At 60.9% G+C, this 17,404-nt stretch carries 13 protein-coding genes and 3 tRNA genes; 9 read left to right on the top strand and 7 right to left on the bottom strand.

From position 1 onward, the window contains the following. Together MLD24_RS09415 and MLD24_RS09420 are read left to right on the top strand one after the other, a co-directional pair. Positions 1 to 77: transfer RNA gene (locus MLD24_RS09415), tRNA-Arg, on the top strand. A gap of 148 nt (positions 78 to 225) precedes the next feature. Further along, positions 226 to 302, top strand: a tRNA-Arg gene (locus MLD24_RS09420). Positions 303 to 354: 52 nt separating this feature from the next. Here the strand turns inward: MLD24_RS09420 and MLD24_RS09425 are convergent. Continuing rightward, complete coding sequence (locus MLD24_RS09425; RefSeq protein ID WP_248166436.1) at positions 355 to 855, bottom strand: CHRD domain-containing protein; 501 nt, start codon at positions 853 to 855, stop codon at positions 355 to 357. Between the two features lie 172 nt (positions 856 to 1,027). Further along, on the bottom strand, positions 1,028 to 1,564 hold the full coding sequence (locus tag MLD24_RS09430; RefSeq protein WP_227171531.1) for a DUF2058 domain-containing protein: 537 nt from the start codon (positions 1,562 to 1,564) through the stop codon (positions 1,028 to 1,030). 182 nt (positions 1,565 to 1,746) lie between these two features. Between MLD24_RS09430 and dbpA the strand changes: the two genes are divergently transcribed. The 4 genes from dbpA to MLD24_RS09450 all read left to right on the top strand — a co-directional run bounded on the left by dbpA (position 1,747) and on the right by MLD24_RS09450 (position 6,773). Beyond that, entirely contained in the window at positions 1,747 to 3,120 is a 1,374-nt protein-coding gene (dbpA, locus tag MLD24_RS09435) for an ATP-dependent RNA helicase DbpA (RefSeq protein WP_248166437.1), read from the top strand. Between the two features lie 223 nt (positions 3,121 to 3,343). Then, complete coding sequence (locus MLD24_RS09440; protein ID WP_227171529.1) at positions 3,344 to 3,595, top strand: OadG family protein; 252 nt, start codon at positions 3,344 to 3,346, stop codon at positions 3,593 to 3,595. Positions 3,596 to 3,637: 42 nt separating this feature from the next. Next, on the top strand, positions 3,638 to 5,425 hold the full coding sequence (oadA, locus tag MLD24_RS09445; protein ID WP_248166438.1) for a sodium-extruding oxaloacetate decarboxylase subunit alpha: 1,788 nt from the start codon (positions 3,638 to 3,640) through the stop codon (positions 5,423 to 5,425). A gap of 13 nt (positions 5,426 to 5,438) precedes the next feature. Continuing rightward, positions 5,439 to 6,773 carry a sodium ion-translocating decarboxylase subunit beta gene (locus MLD24_RS09450; RefSeq protein WP_227171527.1) on the top strand — a complete coding sequence of 445 codons (1,335 nt, stop codon included), beginning with the start codon at positions 5,439 to 5,441 and terminating at the stop codon, positions 6,771 to 6,773. A gap of 63 nt (positions 6,774 to 6,836) precedes the next feature. On the opposite strand, the gene srmL is transcribed toward MLD24_RS09450, so the two are convergent. The 3 genes from srmL to MLD24_RS09465 all read right to left on the bottom strand — a co-directional run bounded on the left by srmL (position 6,837) and on the right by MLD24_RS09465 (position 9,592). Further along, positions 6,837 to 7,961, bottom strand: coding sequence for a PheS-related mystery ligase SrmL (gene srmL / locus MLD24_RS09455; RefSeq protein WP_248166439.1), 1,125 nt, complete (start codon positions 7,959 to 7,961; stop codon positions 6,837 to 6,839). A 302-nt stretch (positions 7,962 to 8,263) separates the two neighbouring features. Further along, positions 8,264 to 8,339: transfer RNA gene (locus MLD24_RS09460), tRNA-Asn, on the bottom strand. A 68-nt stretch (positions 8,340 to 8,407) separates the two neighbouring features. Then, positions 8,408 to 9,592: a pyridoxal phosphate-dependent aminotransferase gene (locus MLD24_RS09465; protein ID WP_248166440.1), complete on the bottom strand. Its 1,185-nt coding sequence runs from the start codon at positions 9,590 to 9,592 to the stop codon at positions 8,408 to 8,410. Positions 9,593 to 9,750: 158 nt separating this feature from the next. Between MLD24_RS09465 and uvrB the strand changes: the two genes are divergently transcribed. Further along, positions 9,751 to 11,808, top strand: coding sequence for an excinuclease ABC subunit UvrB (gene uvrB, locus MLD24_RS09470; RefSeq protein WP_227171524.1), 2,058 nt, complete (start codon positions 9,751 to 9,753; stop codon positions 11,806 to 11,808). Positions 11,809 to 12,071: 263 nt separating this feature from the next. Further along, on the top strand, positions 12,072 to 13,013 hold the full coding sequence (locus MLD24_RS09475; RefSeq protein WP_248166441.1) for a bile acid:sodium symporter family protein: 942 nt from the start codon (positions 12,072 to 12,074) through the stop codon (positions 13,011 to 13,013). On the opposite strand, the gene MLD24_RS09480 is transcribed toward MLD24_RS09475, so the two are convergent. Next, positions 13,004 to 14,125: a GNAT family N-acetyltransferase/peptidase C39 family protein gene (locus MLD24_RS09480; protein WP_248166442.1), complete on the bottom strand. Its 1,122-nt coding sequence runs from the start codon at positions 14,123 to 14,125 to the stop codon at positions 13,004 to 13,006. The genes MLD24_RS09475 and MLD24_RS09480 overlap by 10 nt on opposite strands. Before the next feature lie 193 nt (positions 14,126 to 14,318). Between MLD24_RS09480 and MLD24_RS09485 the strand changes: the two genes are divergently transcribed. After that, on the top strand, positions 14,319 to 15,794 hold the full coding sequence (locus tag MLD24_RS09485) for a RimK family protein (protein WP_248166443.1): 1,476 nt from the start codon (positions 14,319 to 14,321) through the stop codon (positions 15,792 to 15,794). On the opposite strand, the gene MLD24_RS09490 is transcribed toward MLD24_RS09485, so the two are convergent. After that, positions 15,791 to 16,957 (bottom strand): cation diffusion facilitator family transporter, encoded by a 1,167-nt coding sequence (locus MLD24_RS09490; protein WP_248166444.1) that lies wholly within the window; start codon positions 16,955 to 16,957, stop codon positions 15,791 to 15,793. The two genes, MLD24_RS09485 and MLD24_RS09490, sit on opposite strands and share 4 nt — an antisense overlap. Between the last annotated feature and the right edge of the window lie 447 nt (positions 16,958 to 17,404).

The raw sequence follows: 17,404 nt of genomic DNA on the forward strand, positions 1-17,404 counted from the left end.
GCGGCTGTAGCTCAGCTGGATAGAGTACCTGGCTACGAACCAGGCGGTCGGAGGTTCGAATCCTCCCAGCCGCGCCAAATCAGAGACGCCTCATTAGCGAGTAAACGCGGTAATGAGGCGTTTTCTTTTTCAAGAAGAAAAAGAAGCGAAACAGAGCCAGGATCGGTTCGAAGGCGGCGCACCAAGGTGCTGCCAGGCATCAGGAAAGGCCACCACCAAGTTTTAGCGGCTGTAGCTCAGCTGGATAGAGTACCTGGCTACGAACCAGGCGGTCGGAGGTTCGAATCCTCCCAGCCGCGCCAGATCAAACAAAAAACCCCGCCGTGAGCGGGGTTTTTTGTTTTCAGCGTCCGTTTACATCCCGTGGTCATGCTCTGCCGCTTGCAGTTGCCCGCGAATGGCGCCCGCAGGGTATTCCGGGTTGTGAACGTTGATGTAGAACTGCTGCGGATTCTCCAGAATCCGTTTCACGATGCCGGCTTCTCCGGTCGGAAATTTACCCTTCTCGCCTTCGGTCAGACAGTCTGCGGCATCGCCATCTTCAGGCCCTGCCAGCATGGCTATGGGGCTGCCATTGCTGCCGGCAGCGGCTTCATGGATGTGTGCGGCCATGCCGTCTCCTACAGGAACTGTCTGGATATCAGACACCTGCAGCACGTAGCAGAGCGTGGTTGGGTTGCCGTCAACGCCAAAGACGTGGGCGTGCCCATGGCCATCGGCGTCTCCCATCGTGCCTACCAGATGGTCGGCAGAGAGTTGGGTGGACACTACGTGGTTGGTATGGCCTGCAAAGGCTGTGCTGCTGATAAGCAGGGAGCCAAGTGCGATGACGGTGTTCACGGATTTCGGGCTCATGGCGGAGTCTCCTGGTCGACTATTTTTATGAACTACTTAGGGAGATTCGTTTCAGGCGGCGGCTTGGATGCAGAAGATTGAAAAGAAATTTGCAGGGGGCTGTCGGGCAGGTGGGAGAGAAGATGGCAAGGGCGCAGATCAGGGGGGCCTGCGCCCGTGTCATGAGGCGTGCTTACCACATCAGATCGTCAGGGATCTCGTAGCCGGCGTAGGGATCGTCTTCATTGGTATCGTTGGCGTTGCGGTCGTGCAGTACCAGAACGGCCTGTTCATCCCGTTCCATGATTTTGCGGGCGACGCCCTCGGCGACCACTTCGTAGCCGTCGTTCAGTTTCACAATGGCAAGACGGCCGCGGGAGAGCTGGTCCACCATCTGCGCATCCACCAGAATCTTCTTGATCTTCTTGCCATCGACAAACTGGTACTCCTCTTCGCCCCTGGCACGATCCAGTCGATTGGTTTCGATCAGTTGGCGAATCTGGGCCTGGATGGCTTTGCGTTCAGCTTCCTGTTGCCGCTGCTGGTTCAGCTGGCGGTCCCGTTCCGCTTTCTCTTTCCGGGCTTGTTCGACCCGTTGCTGGGCCTCATTGACCGGCTGGCTGCCTTTGGGCTGCTGCTTGCGCTGTTTGCGTTTTTCCTGGCGTATGGACTTGGCTTTCTTTTCATCTGCCAGACCCGCCTTCATCAGTTGCTCTTGAAGTGATGCCATGAGGTGCTCCGTCGATCACAATCCAGACTAAATTGCTGCAATCCGATAGTATACGGCCTGGGGAGCCCGGGATTAAGAAGACTCTGTTTGACGGGGCTCTGATGAACTCCGAAACGTTCCTGTTTTTACCGACCTGGCCCCAGGCCCGCATCCATCTCACTTGTTACAGGCTTCCTTTATATATGTCTTCCTTTGCTGATCTTGGCTTGTCCACCGCGATGCAATCCAACCTGAAGGATCTGGGTTACCAGCAGCCCACGCCGATCCAGGCGGCGGCGTTGCCTCCGGCTCTGGCCGGACGCGACCTGATCGCTACCGCCAAGACCGGCAGTGGCAAGACCGCGGCGTTTGGGCTGCCACTGATCGCCGGCCTCAATCCGCGTCAGTTCGCCGTCCAGGGGCTGGTGTTGTGCCCGACCCGGGAGCTGGCGGACCAGGTCGCCAAGGCGCTGCGCCAGTTCGCCCGCGCCAAGGGGAACGTCAAGGTGCTGTTGTTGTGTGGTGGCGTGGCGATTGGTCCGCAAATCGGCTCGCTGGCCCATGGGGCCCACCTGGTGGTCGGCACGCCAGGGCGGGTTGAGGACCATCTGCGCAAGGGCACGCTGGATCTGGGGCAATTGAAAACGCTGGTACTGGATGAAGCCGATCGCATGCTCGATATGGGCTTTCTGGAGAGCATTGAGTCGATCCTAAAGCAGACGCCGCCGACGCGTCAGACCCTGCTGTTCTCAGCCACCTGGCCGGAAGACATTCGGGGACTGAGTCAGCGCTTCCAACAGGAACCGGAGGATGTTCGGGTGGTGGATCAGGAGTCAGCGCCGGATATCGAAGAGCAGTTCTACGAGATCGCCGCGAGTCAGCAGGCCGATGCCCTGGCGGCGGTGTTGTCCCGGCACAGACCCAACGGCTGCATTGCCTTCTGTACAACTCGGCAGCAGTGCGATGAATTGACAGATGAGCTGAGGGCCCGAGGGTTTACCGCCCAGGCCCTGCACGGCGACCTCGAGCAGAAGGAGCGCGATCTGGTTCTGGCGCGGTTCCGCAACCGCAGTGCCACCATCCTGCTGGCCACCGACGTCGCCGCGCGGGGATTGGACATCGCGTCACTGCCGCTGGTGGTCAACGTTGAGCCGGCCCGCAATGGCGATGTTCATACCCACCGCATTGGGCGGACCGGTCGGGCAGGGGAGGCGGGGGTCGCCGTGACCTTCTGCACCTCGGCCCAGCGCGGCCGGCTGGAGCGGTTGATGGATCAGCGGGCCACAGCGCTGGCGTGGGGGGACACCGCAGCATTACTGGTAGTGAAGGATCGGCCGTTGCCGGCCGCGATGCGGACGCTGTGCATTGCCGCGGGCCGCAAGCAAAAGGTGCGTCCGGGGGATGTGCTTGGCGCCCTGACCGGCGATGCGGGCCTGCCGGGCAAATCGGTGGGCAAGATTGACGTCTTCGAGTTTCAGTGTTTGGTGGCGGTGGAAGCGGAGTTGGCGAAGAAGGCTCTGGCCGCCCTTGAAAAAGGCCGTATCAAGGGACGCAAGATCCCTGTGCGGTTGGTCTGAATCATCTGGGATATCCTGCGCTTAGCGGTTCCCGGGGCAGTGGCGAGTGGCACGTCTGGCGCGGGGGTTGGCCCGTTTGCAACGGCCCTTTAGGTTGCTCCCTATACAGGAAACCGGTAAATTACGCGGGATTTTGCCCCCCGAAATGGCCCATTGGGCCACACCTATTGGAGAGAGGGTGTTCGGGGAAAATCAATCCCAACAATACAGGTAGTTATTCGCTATGGATAACCTGATGTCACAAGCCGCAGACCTGATGATCGCCGGCATGGGGTTTGTCTTCGCGTTCCTGGTAGTACTGGTGTTCGCGACCCTGCTGATGTCCAAGATCATCTCGCGGTTCATGCCACCCGAGCCGGCCACCCCGGTACGCACACCCCGTGCAAAGCCTTCAGCCCCCGAGTCAGTAGACCCTGATACCGCTGAAGCGATCAAAAAGGCGATTGCACAATTCCGCTCACGCCACAAAAAGTGATCCGGAAGACGAATTAGAACCTTTAAACAGAAGGCCGACACGATGACAGACACAAAGAAACCGTTGGGGATCACGGACGTTATCCTGCGTGATGCCCACCAGTCCCTGCTGGCTACCCGCATGCGTCTCGACGACATGCTGCCAATTGCCGAGAAGCTCGACAAGGTTGGCTTCTGGTCCCTGGAATCCTGGGGCGGCGCGACGTTTGACGCCTGCATCCGTTACCTGGGCGAGGACCCCTGGGAGCGCATTCGCGAGCTGAAGAAAGCGATGCCCAACACCCCTCAGCAGATGCTGCTGCGCGGTCAGAACCTGCTGGGCTACCGCCATTACGCCGACGATGTGGTTGAGCGCTTTGTGGATCGTGCCGCCGAAAACGGTGTTGACGTATTCCGTATCTTCGATGCAATGAACGATCCCCGTAACCTGGATACCGCCATCAAGGCCGTTCGCAAGACCGGCAAGCATGCCCAGGGTACTATTTCCTACACCACCAGCCCGGTCCACACCGTTGAAATGTGGGTGGATCTGGCCAAAGAGGTCGCGGCCATGGGCGCGGACTCTATTGCCATCAAGGACATGGCCGGTCTGTTGAAGCCCTACGTGGCTTACGATCTGGTCAGTCGTCTGAAGAAAGAGCTGGATATTCCGATTCACATGCAGTGTCATGCGACCACCGGCATGTCCACCGCCACTGCCATCAAGGCAGCGGAGGCAGGGATCGACAACGTCGATACCGCGATCTCCTCCATGTCCATGACCTATGGTCACTCACCCACAGAAGCCGTCGTCGCCATCCTCGAAGGCACTGACCGTGACACCGGACTGGACCTGCATCTGCTGGAAGACATTGCTGGCTACTTCCGCGAAGTGCGTAAGAAGTACGCCAAGTTTGAAGGCAGCCTGAGAGGGGTGGATTCCCGCATTCTGACCGCTCAGGTGCCGGGTGGCATGCTGACCAACATGGAAAGCCAGCTGCGCGAGCAGAACGCCATCAGCAAATTTGACGATGTTCTCGCGGAGATTCCCAAGGTCCGTGAAGATCTGGGCTTCATCCCGCTGGTGACTCCGACCTCCCAGATTGTTGGCACCCAGGCGGTGCTGAACGTGCTGACGGGTGAGCGCTACAAGTCCATTTCCAAGGAAACGTCCGCAATCCTGAAAGGGGAGTACGGTTCTGCCCCGGCGCCGTTCAACAAGGAGCTGCAGGAGCGTGTTCTGGATGGTAAAGAGCCGGTGACCTGTCGCCCGGCGGACCTGCTTGAGCCGGAAATGGACAAGCTGACCGATGAGCTGAAGCAGATTTCCGGTGACAAGGGCTTCAAGCTGGCAGATCAGGCTGTGGACGATGTTCTGACCTACGCGTTGTTCCCGCAGATTGGCCTGAAGTTCCTGGAAAACCGTGGCAACCCGGATGCGTTCGAGCCGGTTCCGACCGCCGAAGACGCCGCGCCGGCGAAGAAAGCTTCCGGCCCCGAAACCTACACCGTCAACGTCAACGGCAAGGAATACGTGGTGGCGGTCTCTGAGGGTGGTGAAATCACCCAGATTCAGGGACAGGGTGGTGCGGTTGCCGCGCCGGCCGCTGGTGCTGCGGCAGCTGCTCCGGTAGGTGGTGGTGAGCCGGTTCTGGCGCCACTGGGCGGTAACATCTTCAAGGTACTGGTATCCCCGGGCGAAGCCGTGGAAGAGGGTGACGTGCTGATTATCCTCGAGGCCATGAAGATGGAAACCGAGGTGCGCGCACCGAAAGCCGGGACCATCGGCGAAGTCTTCATCAAGGTCGGTGATGCCGTTGCTGTTGATGATGAAATGCTGACAATCGCATAAGGGCCAGCATTCCATGGATAAGATAATGACGCTGTGGACAGGCAGTGGCCTGTTCAACATTGAGATCGGCCAGGTGATCATGATCGCCATCGGCCTTCTCCTTCTGTTCCTTGCTATCCGCAAGGGGTTTGAGCCGCTGCTGCTGGTACCCATCGGGTTCGGCGGTATTCTGGCGAATATTCCGGAGGCAGGGCTGGCCCTGACTGCGGCAGAGAATGCCATCCACTTTGCGCTGAAGGACGGCTTGTCTGAGATCCTGGTCGCCCTGGCGGCGCCGCTGGACGTAGCCTACCAGGCTGGACAGACGGTAACGCCCGAGCTCAAGGAAGCCTTCAAGGTGGCCATCAAAGAGGCGAGCCATACCGACATGGCGATGGCGAATGCCATTGCCCAGGATTACGGGTATGGCAACGGCATGCTCTACAACTTCTACTCTGTGGTTATCGGTAGCACCGTCGGGCCGCTGTTGATCTTCATGGGTGTGGGCGCCATGACCGATTTCGGTCCGCTGCTGGCCAACCCCAAGACCATGCTGCTGGGCGCGGCTGCCCAGTTCGGTATCTTTGGTACCGTCATTGGCGCAGCGCTGCTGGACTGGACCGGTGTCCTCGACTTCAACATCCTTGAAGCGGCAGCCATCGGTATCATCGGTGGTGCGGACGGTCCGACCTCGATCTACGTATCCAGCGTACTGGCACCGCATCTGCTGGGCGCCATCGCGGTTTCCGCCTACGCCTACATGGCCATGGTTCCGATGATCCAGCCGCCGATCATGAAGGCGCTGACTACCCCGGAAGAGCGGGCACTGAAAATGTCCCAGCTGCGTCCGGTCAGCAAGCGTGAGAAGATCGCGTTCCCGCTGGTGGTACTGATTGCCGTTGTGCTGTTCCTGCCAGATGCGGCTCCGCTGCTGGGTATGTTCTGCTTCGGTAACCTGATGCGCGAGTGTGGCGTGGTCGAGCGTCTGAGCGATACCGCCCAGAACGCACTGATCAACATTGTCACCATCTTCCTGGGCCTCTCGGTAGGCTCCAAGCTGATGGCCGACAAGTTCCTCGATCCCCAGACCCTGGGTATCCTGGCGCTGGGTATCGTCGCCTTCGGTGTGGGTACCGCATCCGGTGTGTTGATGGCCAAGCTGATGAACAAACTCAGCAAGGAGAAGATCAACCCGCTGATCGGTTCTGCCGGTGTGTCCGCTGTGCCGATGGCCGCCCGGGTATCCAACAAGGTCGGCCTGGAGGCCAACCCGCAGAACTTCCTGCTGATGCACGCCATGGGCCCGAACGTGGCCGGCGTAATCGGTTCGGCCGTTGCTGCGGGTGTGATGATCAAGCTGTTGACCTGATCGTCTCGCATCGACTGAAAACCCGCTGCGCTTAGGCGCAGCGGGTTTTTTTATGGCTATAGCTCACAAACCATTATGGGCAATTTCCTGATGGTGGCCCTGATGCAGCAGGTGGTAGACCTGGTTGCGCAGGTCGTTGGCCTCGTTGTCGGTCAGGGTTCTGGTCATATGCCTGAGGGTCAGTCGTAGGAGTACGTTCTTCTGGCCCGGGCTCATGCCCATGCGTCGATGGGCGGTTTCGGGCAGTGCGTCATAGGCGGTTTCAGAGAGCACCTCCAGGGCCTCGATCAGGTCCGCCTGCGGTAGATTCGAGCGCAGGTGATCCCCCAGGGTTTCGGGGTCGTCCCAGTCCGCAACGCACAGCGACAGGTCGCGCTGAATCGCAGGCATGGCGGAAACTGGCTGGTAGGGGGCGAGGGTGTTCATCTGGTGGCGAATCCGCGGGTCCTCACTGCGCAGCAGGCGGATGTCGTCAATGCCCTTGCGCACCATCAACAGGCGATCAAGGCCCAGGCCCATGGCCAGGCCGCTGTAGTCGGTAAGTCCGGCGTTGGCCAGCAGCCGGCGGTTGGCTAGGCCGCATTCGCCCACTTCAATCCAGGTATCCTGCCAGTACGCGTCTATCTGGACGCCTTCTTCGGTATAGGGGTGAGGGGATGGCTTCGTTCGCCAGGCTACGCCTGGTAAAGTCGCGTGCATTACCAGGGTGATCATCTCCAGCAGGGTTTTGGTGGTGGCGGGCGCAGTCGCGTTCGGCGCGATCAGTCGCCACAGGTCGAGTTGATGAGGTTCGCCGCAGTGGAGTCGGTCAATGCTGTCGCGCCGGTAAACCAGCCCTGGCAGGACCAGTAACAGATCCTGTGGAGGATCAATGCTGAGGCCTTCGAGGAGGTCAGGGATAGCGGCCGAGGTCTGGGTGCGGAGCATGAGGTTGGGCGTGATGTAACGGGTATAGCGGGCTTCCCGGGCGGCACCGTCGGTCGGATAGCCCAGGCGATCGTAATTGTCGCAGACCGGAACGGCCGGGCTCGTTCGTGCCAGTTGTTGGCGGCAGGGCCACTGAGCGGCGAGCGCCTGGCGAATCTCGGTAAGCAGTTGCTGCATGGCATGGTCGCCATGGTGCGGGTTGGTAAGGTCTGGCAGGTTGAGGGAGTGTGTCAGTGCCTCCCGACTCATGAGAGTTGTCATGGGTGTTTTCTCCATTGGAAACGATCAGGTTTCTGCGGAAAAAACAGGAGGGAGCGATCGGGTTATCGGGTATCGCTGTCCACCTGATGTCTGCGGTTCCCCCGGAAGCTGGTGCGGGGGTGCAGAATCAGGTGGCAATAGTCACCTGGCCCCCGTGCCTTGATGGTTCCGGGGGGATGTAAATCGTTGGGCCAGATGACTGCTTAGGGGATAGTACATGGCTTTATGCTATGCGGAAATCAGACGGGGCGTCCAGCGCCAGACATAAAAAAGCCGCTTGAAAAAGCGGCTTTTTGGAATAGTGGCTCCCCGAGCTGGGCTCGAACCAGCGACAAACGGATTAACAGTCCGTTGCTCTACCAACTGAGCTATCGGGGAACGTCGTTGTGTTACGAGGCGCGTATATTAAGGGCCGGTACGCACCTCGTCAACCCCTGTTTTGAAATTTATGCCAAAACTTTTTTCAGGCGGGCAACGGCTTCCTTGAGAACGTCCAGGCCGGTGGCGAAACTGAGTCGCATATGGCCCGGTGCGCCAAAGGCCGAACCTGGAACCAGCGCCACGCCGGCTTCCTGCAGCAGCTTCTCGGCCAGCTCGACATCGGTGCTGATGCCGTCGGTCGCATCGATGGCGCCCTGGAAGCTGGGGAACACATAGAAGGTGCCGTCGCCCTGCAGGCATTCCACGCCCGGCAGCTCGTTCAGTGCCGCGACCAGGTAGTCGTGGCGCTCGCGGAAGGCTTTGACCATCTCGCCCACGCACTCCTGTGGGCCATCCAGAGCTGCCTGAGCGGCCGCCTGGGAGACGGACGACGGGTTGGAGGTGCTCTGGGACTGGATCTTCTTCATCGCGCCAATGATCTTGGCGGGCCCTGCGGCGTAACCGATGCGCCAGCCTGTCATGGAGTAGGCCTTGGAGACCCCGTTCAGCACGAAGGTGCGGTCGTACAGCGCCGGCTCCGCATTGAGAATGTTGCAGAACGGCTGGCCGGTCCACAGGATCGGCTCGTACATGTCGTCGGTGGCAATCATTACCTGCGGATACTTCATCAGTACCGCGGCCAGCGCTTTCAGCTCGTCCAGGGTGTAGGCCATGCCACTGGGGTTGGACGGGCTGTTGATGACGAACAGGCGGGTGCGCTCATTGAGGGCGTTGTCCAGCTGCTCCGGTGTGATCTTGAACCGGGTCTCGGCGGAGGTTTCGATGACCACCGGCTTGCCTTCGGCCACCAGCACCATATCCGGGTAGGACACCCAATACGGGGCCGGAATCACCACTTCGTCTCCCGGGTTCAGTACCGCCAGGGCCAAGTTGAAGAAGCTCTGCTTGCCACCGCTGGAAACCAGAATCTGGTTGGGTTCGTAATCGAGCCCGTTGTCACGCTTGTACTTGGCAATGATGGCCTGTTTAAGCGCGGGGGTACCATCGACAGCAGTGTACTTGGTCTGACCGGCGTTGATCGCCTCAATGGCGGCGTTCTTGATATGATCCGGTGTATCGAAGTCCGGCTCCCCGGCGCCCAGGCCAATAATGTCCTGGCCGGCGGCACGGAGTTCGGCCGCCTTGTTGGTGACTGCGAGAGTGGGAGATGGCTTGATGGCCTGTACACGGCTGGATAGTTGAAGGTCCAAACTTGCGCTCCTTAAAGCTGCGTCCGAAAGGCGACGATGGCCCGGGTGTCAGCTATGCCGGACCATCGTGAAACCTGCTGATGGTACCATGAAGCCTGCATAAGGATAAGCCAGCTTCGTGGCAACCCGATCCATTGATGAGAGGATGACCACCTGCCATGGCCAGCCAAGACACTGAGTCCAGTAAACGCACAGCTTTCCGGGTCAATTCGGAGTTTGCCCCGGCGGGGGACCAGCCGACCGCCATCGCGGAGCTGGTGGATGGCATCGACTCCGGCCTGGCGCACCAGACCCTGCTCGGGGTGACCGGCTCGGGCAAGACCTTCACCGTCGCCAATGTGATCGAACGGGTGCAGCGGCCCACCATCATCATGGCTCACAACAAGACTCTGGCGGCCCAGCTCTACGGCGAGTTTCGCGAGTTCTTCCCCGACAACGCGGTGGAGTACTTCGTGTCCTACTACGACTACTACCAGCCAGAGGCCTATGTGCCATCGTCGGACACCTTCATTGAGAAGGATGCCTCAGTCAACGAGCACATAGAACAGATGCGACTGTCTGCCACCAAGGCGCTGCTGGAGCGGCCGGATGCCATCATTGTGGCCACGGTATCGGCAATCTATGGTCTTGGTGATCCCCAGTCCTACCTCAAGATGATGTTGCACCTGGATCGGGGCGATCAGATTGATCAGCGCTACATCCTGCGCCGGCTGGCGGAACTGCAGTACACCCGCAACGACATTGAGTTCCATCGCGCCAACTACCGGGTTCGTGGTGATGTGATTGATGTGTTCCCGGCGGAATCCGAGAAAGAGGCCATCCGCATCGAGCTGTTTGATGATGAGGTGGAAAACCTCAGCTACTTCGACCCGCTCACCGGCGAAGTGCTGCGGCGGGTACCGCGGGTGACCATCTACCCCAAGAGTCACTACGTTACCCCGCGCCAGAAAGTGCTGGATGCGGTGGAGGAGATCAAGGTCGAGCTGGACCAGCGGCTGACCCAGCTGCGGGATGACAATCGCCTGGTGGAAGCCCAGCGGCTGGAAGAGCGGACCCGCTATGATGTCGAGATGATGCTGGAGCTGGGGTACTGCAACGGCATCGAGAACTACTCCCGTTACCTCTCCGGTCGCCGCCCGGGGGAGGCGCCGCCGACGCTGTTTGATTACCTGCCACCTAACGCCCTGTTGGTGGTGGACGAGTCCCACGTCACCATTCCGCAGATTGGCGCCATGTTCAAAGGCGACCGCTCCCGCAAGGAAACCCTGGTGGAGTACGGCTTCCGACTGCCGTCGGCGCTGGATAACCGGCCCATGCGGTTCGAGGAATGGGAACGCATTGCGCCACAGATGGTGTTTGTATCGGCAACCCCCGGCAGCTACGAAGCCGATCACGCCGGCCAGGTGGTGGAGCAGGTGGTACGGCCTACCGGTCTGCTGGACCCGGAGATTGAGGTTCGGCCGGCGTCTACCCAGGTGGACGATCTGCTGTCAGAAATCCACGCCCGGGTGGCGGTGGATGAGCGGGTGCTGGTCACCACCCTGACCAAGCGAATGGCGGAAGATCTGACCGACTTCCTGATGGAGCACGACATCCGGGTTCGCTACCTGCACTCGGACATCGACACCGTAGAGCGGGTGGAGATCATCCGCGACCTGCGCCAGGGCCAGTTTGACGTGCTGGTGGGGATCAACCTGCTGCGGGAAGGCCTGGACATGCCCGAGGTGTCCCTGGTTGCCATCCTGGATGCCGACAAGGAAGGCTTCCTGCGGTCCGAGCGCTCGCTGATTCAGACCATCGGCCGTGCTGCGCGGAACGTCAACGGCAAGGCCATCCTCTATGGTGACCGCGTCACCGGCTCGATGCAGCGGGCGATTGATGAGACCGAGCGTCGCCGCATCAAACAGCAGGCCCACAACGAAGAGCACGGCATTACCCCGACCGGTCTGCGCAAGAAAATCGCCGACATCATGGAGGGGGCCACCGGTGGTGGTCGTGGCCGTCGCAAACCGGAACGTCCCGGTGAGCGGGCGGCGGAAGCGGCGGAACAGTATCGCGCCAAGGCTGGTGGCCATTCTCCGGAAGAGTTGATGAAAGAGATCAGTGGCCTGGAGGACCGCATGTACAAGGCGGCGGCGGACCTGGATTTCGAGACCGCGGCCCGCCTGCGGGATGAGATCGCCGAGCTCAAGGAAGCCGCCATCCGGACCGCCTGATCGTCGCACATCCGGGGTCGCTGACGCATTTGGGGCTGTACGTGGCCGATACTGTGAGTAGAATAGCGGTCCCCGTGACTGAGGAACGATACCGGTTCCTTAACCTGACCACAGCAGTCAACCGGCCACAAGCCGGAATCTGGCTGGCTGGGGCAGGCGGTTTCAGCCGTGATCCGGCTACCGTCGGGGCCTGGTCTGATGGGCCAGTGCCCCGCGTCTGACGGGCTTCCTGATCATCAAGCCGCCATTGCCCGAGTTACGCCATGCTGAACCGCATTATCCAGCTGTTTCCGGTGTGGGCCATTCTGTTCTCCGTTTGTGCCTTCTACCAGCCTGCCCTGTTTACCGATCTCAAAGCGGCGATCGTGCCGTTGCTGACCATTATCATGCTGGCGATGGGGCTGACCCTGACCCCGGCCGATTTCCGCCATGTAGTGACCTATCGCCACGCCCTGCTGCTGGGCACTGCGTTGCAGTTCTCCGTGATGCCGCTGCTGGCTCTGGGCATCAGCCTGCTGTTCGGGTTCAGCCCGGAACTGACCGTCGGCATGGTGCTGGTGGGCTGCGTTGCCGGCGGTACTTCGTCGAACGTGATGACGTTCCTGGCCGGTGGCAACGTGGCACTGTCGATTTCGATGACGGCCACCTCCACCCTGCTGGGTGTGGTGCTGACGCCACTGCTGACCGGCTTGCTGGTGGGGCAGAGTGTGGATGTACCAATCACCGGCATGCTGCTGAGTCTGGTGAAGATCGTGCTGGTGCCGGTGGCGATCGGGGTGGCGCTCAATGCCTTCCTGCGGCGTCAGGTCAAGGCGGTTGAGCCGGTGCTGCCGCTGGTGTCGATGCTCAGTATTGTGATCATCATCGCCATCGTGGTGGCGCTGAACCGGGATAACCTGGCCAGTCAGGGCCTAGTGATCGCCCTGGCGGTGATCCTGCACAACAGCCTGGGGCTGGGCCTGGGGTACGGCGCCTGCCGGTTGTTTGGCTTTGACCGTCGCATCAGTCGCACGGTGGCTTTTGAGGTTGGATTGCAGAACTCCGGCCTGGCCACCGCCCTGGCGATGAAGTTCTTTACGCCCATTGCTGCCATGCCTGGCACCCTGTTCTCGGTCTGGCACAACATCTCCGGCTCCATCCTGGCCGGTATCTGGTCCAAGCGACCGCCGCAGGATGAGCCGCAAGCCGATCCGGCCTACCGCTGAATCGGTTCCCTTGCGGCAACCACCACCGCCGCCTGCAGGCGTTGTTCCCGCCCATACTGCTGCATGCGCGTGAACAGCTGCCGGTCCACCGGCAGGTACTGTTTGTCGGCGATGGTATCACCGCTTTCCAGGTCCACCTCCGGGTCGTGCAGGTAGACAAAGCTGTCGTCCACCGCGCACACCGTGACCCAGTGAGGCACCCGGCTGCCACTGAGCTGCCAGCCGCTGATAAGCACCAGCGGAACCTGGCCGCCCCGTAGCGCCTGTTCCAGTTCGGCCAGGGTGATGGCGCGGTCGTGCAGGGTGACGTCGGTATCTGCGAGATCCGCCAGAAAGGTCTCGTGGACCAGTTCCAGCACCCGCTTCTTGTCCGGATTGCGGACCGTCTGCCGGAACAGTGGACCGGTGTGGCTGATGTAGGCGCAGGCCTGAAAGCCCCGTTGCCAGGCCGCCAGTGCCAGCCCGTGAGGCCCGCAGCCGCCGTGGCCGGCCAGCATGAAGATGGTGGTGGCCTGGCGCCAGATGGCCAGTTCCTCCCGGGCATTGAGCGGGCTGTCCGGTGTCACCGCCGCCATGGCCATCATCAGCGCTGCCGGACCACAGGTGAACTCGGTGGTCTGCGGGTAGTGCGGCACCCGGGGAAACGCCGCAGAAGGGTGGTAGTGCAGTATTCTGCGCTCAAACCTGAGGGCGTCGCTGTGATCTTCGTAGTAATCCCGATGATGACCAAACTGGCGGTAGCCCAGCCGCTGGTAGAGCCGTATCGCCGGTGCATTGTCCTCCCGCACTTCCAGCCGCATCACGATCCGTCCGGCTTCCCGGGCGACCTGTTCCGATGCGCTCAGCAGTGCTTCGCCAACCCCCTGACCCCGCACGGACGGACAGACTCCCAGCGAGTAGATGCGGGCAAGACGGGTTGCCCTGCGCATCAGCACCAGGCTGTAAGCCACCAGCGTCTCGGCCTGAGCGGCAACGATCAGACGATCACTGGGGTGGTCGATGAACCGACGCAGGCTGCGACGGGACAGTCGATCGCTCTGGAACAGGCGATTCTCCAGATCCACCAGGGCGTCCAGGTCGGATGGCAGGGCAGGGCGCAGAGTGGTGGTCATGACGGAAGCCTCCTGAAAAGGCATGGGACCGAGGCCGCCATTATTGTCGAGCCCTGGCCCGCTGGGTAGTTGCCCCGGATGCGTAGATGCACGCATCCACCGGGGATTGCCGGGATTTGCCGAGTCGTCGTATCGTTGGCGTCTTGGGTGCCGGCCGGTGCCCACTTATGGCCTCCAGGAGGGGTTGCCATTCATGTCCAAACTGCTGATCGTGGTTGACCGCCTGGAAGACTGGGCGCCGTTCTTTCCCAGTGACGATGTCGTCACTTTCTCCCAGTACCTGGCCGCCAACGGCCGCGACAGCCGGCGCACCCGGGTTATCAACCTGTGCCAGAGTGCCCGTTACCTCAGCCAGGGCTACTACTGCTCGCTGCTGGCGGAGGCCCGCCGCCACCATGTCCTGCCGTCGGTGTCCACCCTCAATGATCTTAGTCGCAAAGGGCTGTTCTCACTGCAACTGAGTGAACTGGATGCGGCGGCACAGGCATGGCTGGAGCAGGCCGACAGGGGTGGCAAACGGGATCAGGTCAAGGTTCGGCTGTTCTTCGGCCAGGCCGGCGATGAGGCCCTCAAGGCGGTGGCAAGAACGCTGTTTGAGCGCTTCCCCTGTCCGATTCTGGAAGTCACTTTCCGGCATCGCCGGGGCTGGCAGATTGACACCATGAAGCCGGTGTCTCCGGCTGGCCTCTCCGACGCCGAGCAGGACCTTTTTGCGGCGGCTCTGGACCGTTTCAGCAGCATCGTCTGGCGCAAGCCCCGCAGTCGGCAGCGGTACCGCTTCGATCTGGCCATGCTGGTCAATCCCGACGAGGCGCTGCCACCGAGTGATACGGTGGCGTTGTCACGCTTCGTGCGCGCCGGTCGCAAACTCGGCATCCATGTGGAGACCATTACCCGCAAGGATTACAACCGGCTGCCGGAATACGATGGGCTGTTCATTCGCGAGACCACCGCCATCGATCATCATACCTACCGCTTTGCCCGTCGTGCCGAGGCCGAAGGGCTGGTGGTGATTGATGATCCGGTGTCGATTCTGCGCTGCACCAACAAGGTGTTCCTGGCGGACCTGCTCAACAACCATCGGGTACCAACGCCGAAGACTCTGATTCTCAGCCGGGACCAGGATGACGCCATCGCCCGGATCAGCAGCGAGATTGGCTATCCGGTGGTGGTGAAGATTCCCGACGGTGCCTTTTCCCGTGGAGTGATCAAGGCCACCGACGAGGCGTCGCTGCGTCAGGCTCTGGCCTCGCTGTTCCGGCAATCGGCCCTGGTGCTGGCTCAGGAGTATCTCTATACCGATTATGACTGGCGCATTGGGGTGCTTGGCGGGCGGGCCATCTACGCCTGCAAGTACTTCATGGTGAAAGGGCACTGGCAGATCTATCAGCATGGCGGCGACCAGGCCGTGGACAGTGGCGACTTTGAGACGCTGCCGACCTACGAGGTGCCGCGCAAGGTGATCCAGGCGGCGCTCAATGCCACCCGGCTGATCGGCAATGGGCTCTACGGTGTCGACATCAAGCAGAGCGGCAATCGCATTGCCGTGATCGAGGTAAACGACAACCCCAGCATTGATGCCGGGGTGGAAGACCGCTTCCTTGGTGGTGAGTTGTACTCGCTGATCATGCAGGAGTTTCTGCTGCGCATGGAGCAGCGCCGGCGTTAGTCCGGGCCGTGCCAGATGCGCAGGCTGCCAAACCAGGGGTGTTGCTCCAGGCTGTGAACGGCCCGAGCCAGTGCCTCGGCGTCGGGGCCTTCGCCGCGGTCTTCCACAAACAGCTCCAGGTGCACCTTGTTGCGCAGGTAATGCAGTCTCAGCCGGCCGGGGCTGACAGGCCGGCTCAGGCAGGCCTCCAGCTCCCCCTGAATGGTCTTTCGGCTGGGCAGTTGCAGTGAGGTGGGGCGGCCCTGTTCGTCATTCTCGGCGTCGATATGGAAGGTAATGTGGGTGATGTCCGGCAGGCTGTCCCGCATCCTTGCCACCACCTGCATGCCCACCTGATGGCCTTCCGACACGCTGATATCCGGGCTCACCACCAGGTGGACGTCCACCAGGATGTTGTGACCCATGCGGCGACTGCGCAGGTCATGGACGTTACGCACCCCTTCGGTGGTGCGGGCAACCTCCTTCAGACGCTCCAGTTCCTCTTCCGGCAGTCCGGTATCCACCAGCTCCTTGACACTGCGCCAGGTGAAGCCCCAGCCAACGTGGCCCACCAGCACTGCAATCACCACCGCGGCGAGGGCGTCGAGCCAGACGAAGCCGGCCATGGCCCCCAGGGTGGAAACCAGCACCACGATGGAAGACAGGGCGTCGGTGCGGCTGTGCCAGGCATTGGCCACCAGCAATTCCGAACGGATGGCCAGACCGACCTTTCGGGTATAGCGGAAGATCCATTCCTTGCCGACGACGGAGAGCAGCGCGGCCGCCAGCACGGGCCATTCCGGTAGCGGCGCGTCGGTGTCGACAAACAGGCGTTCCAGGTTGTCCCAGGCCAGGGCGCCCCCCACTGCAATCAGTGTCGCGCCGAGTATCATGGTGCCCAGGGTTTCGAAGCGCTGGTGGCCGTAGGGGTGGCCCTGATCCGGTTCCAGCCGGGATACTTTCATGACCGCAATCACCACCAGATCCGAGGCCGCGTCGGAAAAGGAATGGATGCCATCCACCAGCAGTGCCTGGGAGTGAAACAGCGCGCCACCGATGCACTTGATCACCCCCAGCACCAGGTCCAGTATCATGCCGATAAGGGTGACCCGGGTAGCAGCCCGGGCCTCAGCGGCGGCGCTGGCTTGGCTGGTGGTCGCGGTTGGTTGGGGCTTTGTGGCCATTGTGAGCTCCGTTGCTGGCTTCCGACATCTGTGTGCGGGTATTAAATCTGATGTTTTTATGCACACGGCCGGTATGTTACACAGAGGTGACATCCACTTACATAACCAAGATAAAACAAGCGCTTACGATCAAATTTCTTGTGATTCAATAGGTTACAATTGATCAAAAAATGATCAATTTGTAGGCTGGCGCAGTCCGCAAGGGATAGCCGTGGGTCAGGGCCCATTTTCAACAGAGTTATCCACAGAAATCGTGGAAAACATCACGAGACCTTAATGAGACAGTCATTTAGCTGTCACTCTGTCAGCTTAGCGCCGGCTGTGGAAAAGATCTGGCGGCCGGTTCGGCGGCATTGTAACGCAGTTTTCGTCGTGGACACCGGAGCTCATGTCCAGTGCGGTCAGATATTGCCCGTTCTGGGGCCTGTTCCGGTATACTGCGCCGGT

Source organism: Marinobacter xestospongiae, from assembly GCF_023156385.1.
GTDB lineage: Bacteria > Pseudomonadota > Gammaproteobacteria > Pseudomonadales > Oleiphilaceae > Marinobacter > Marinobacter xestospongiae.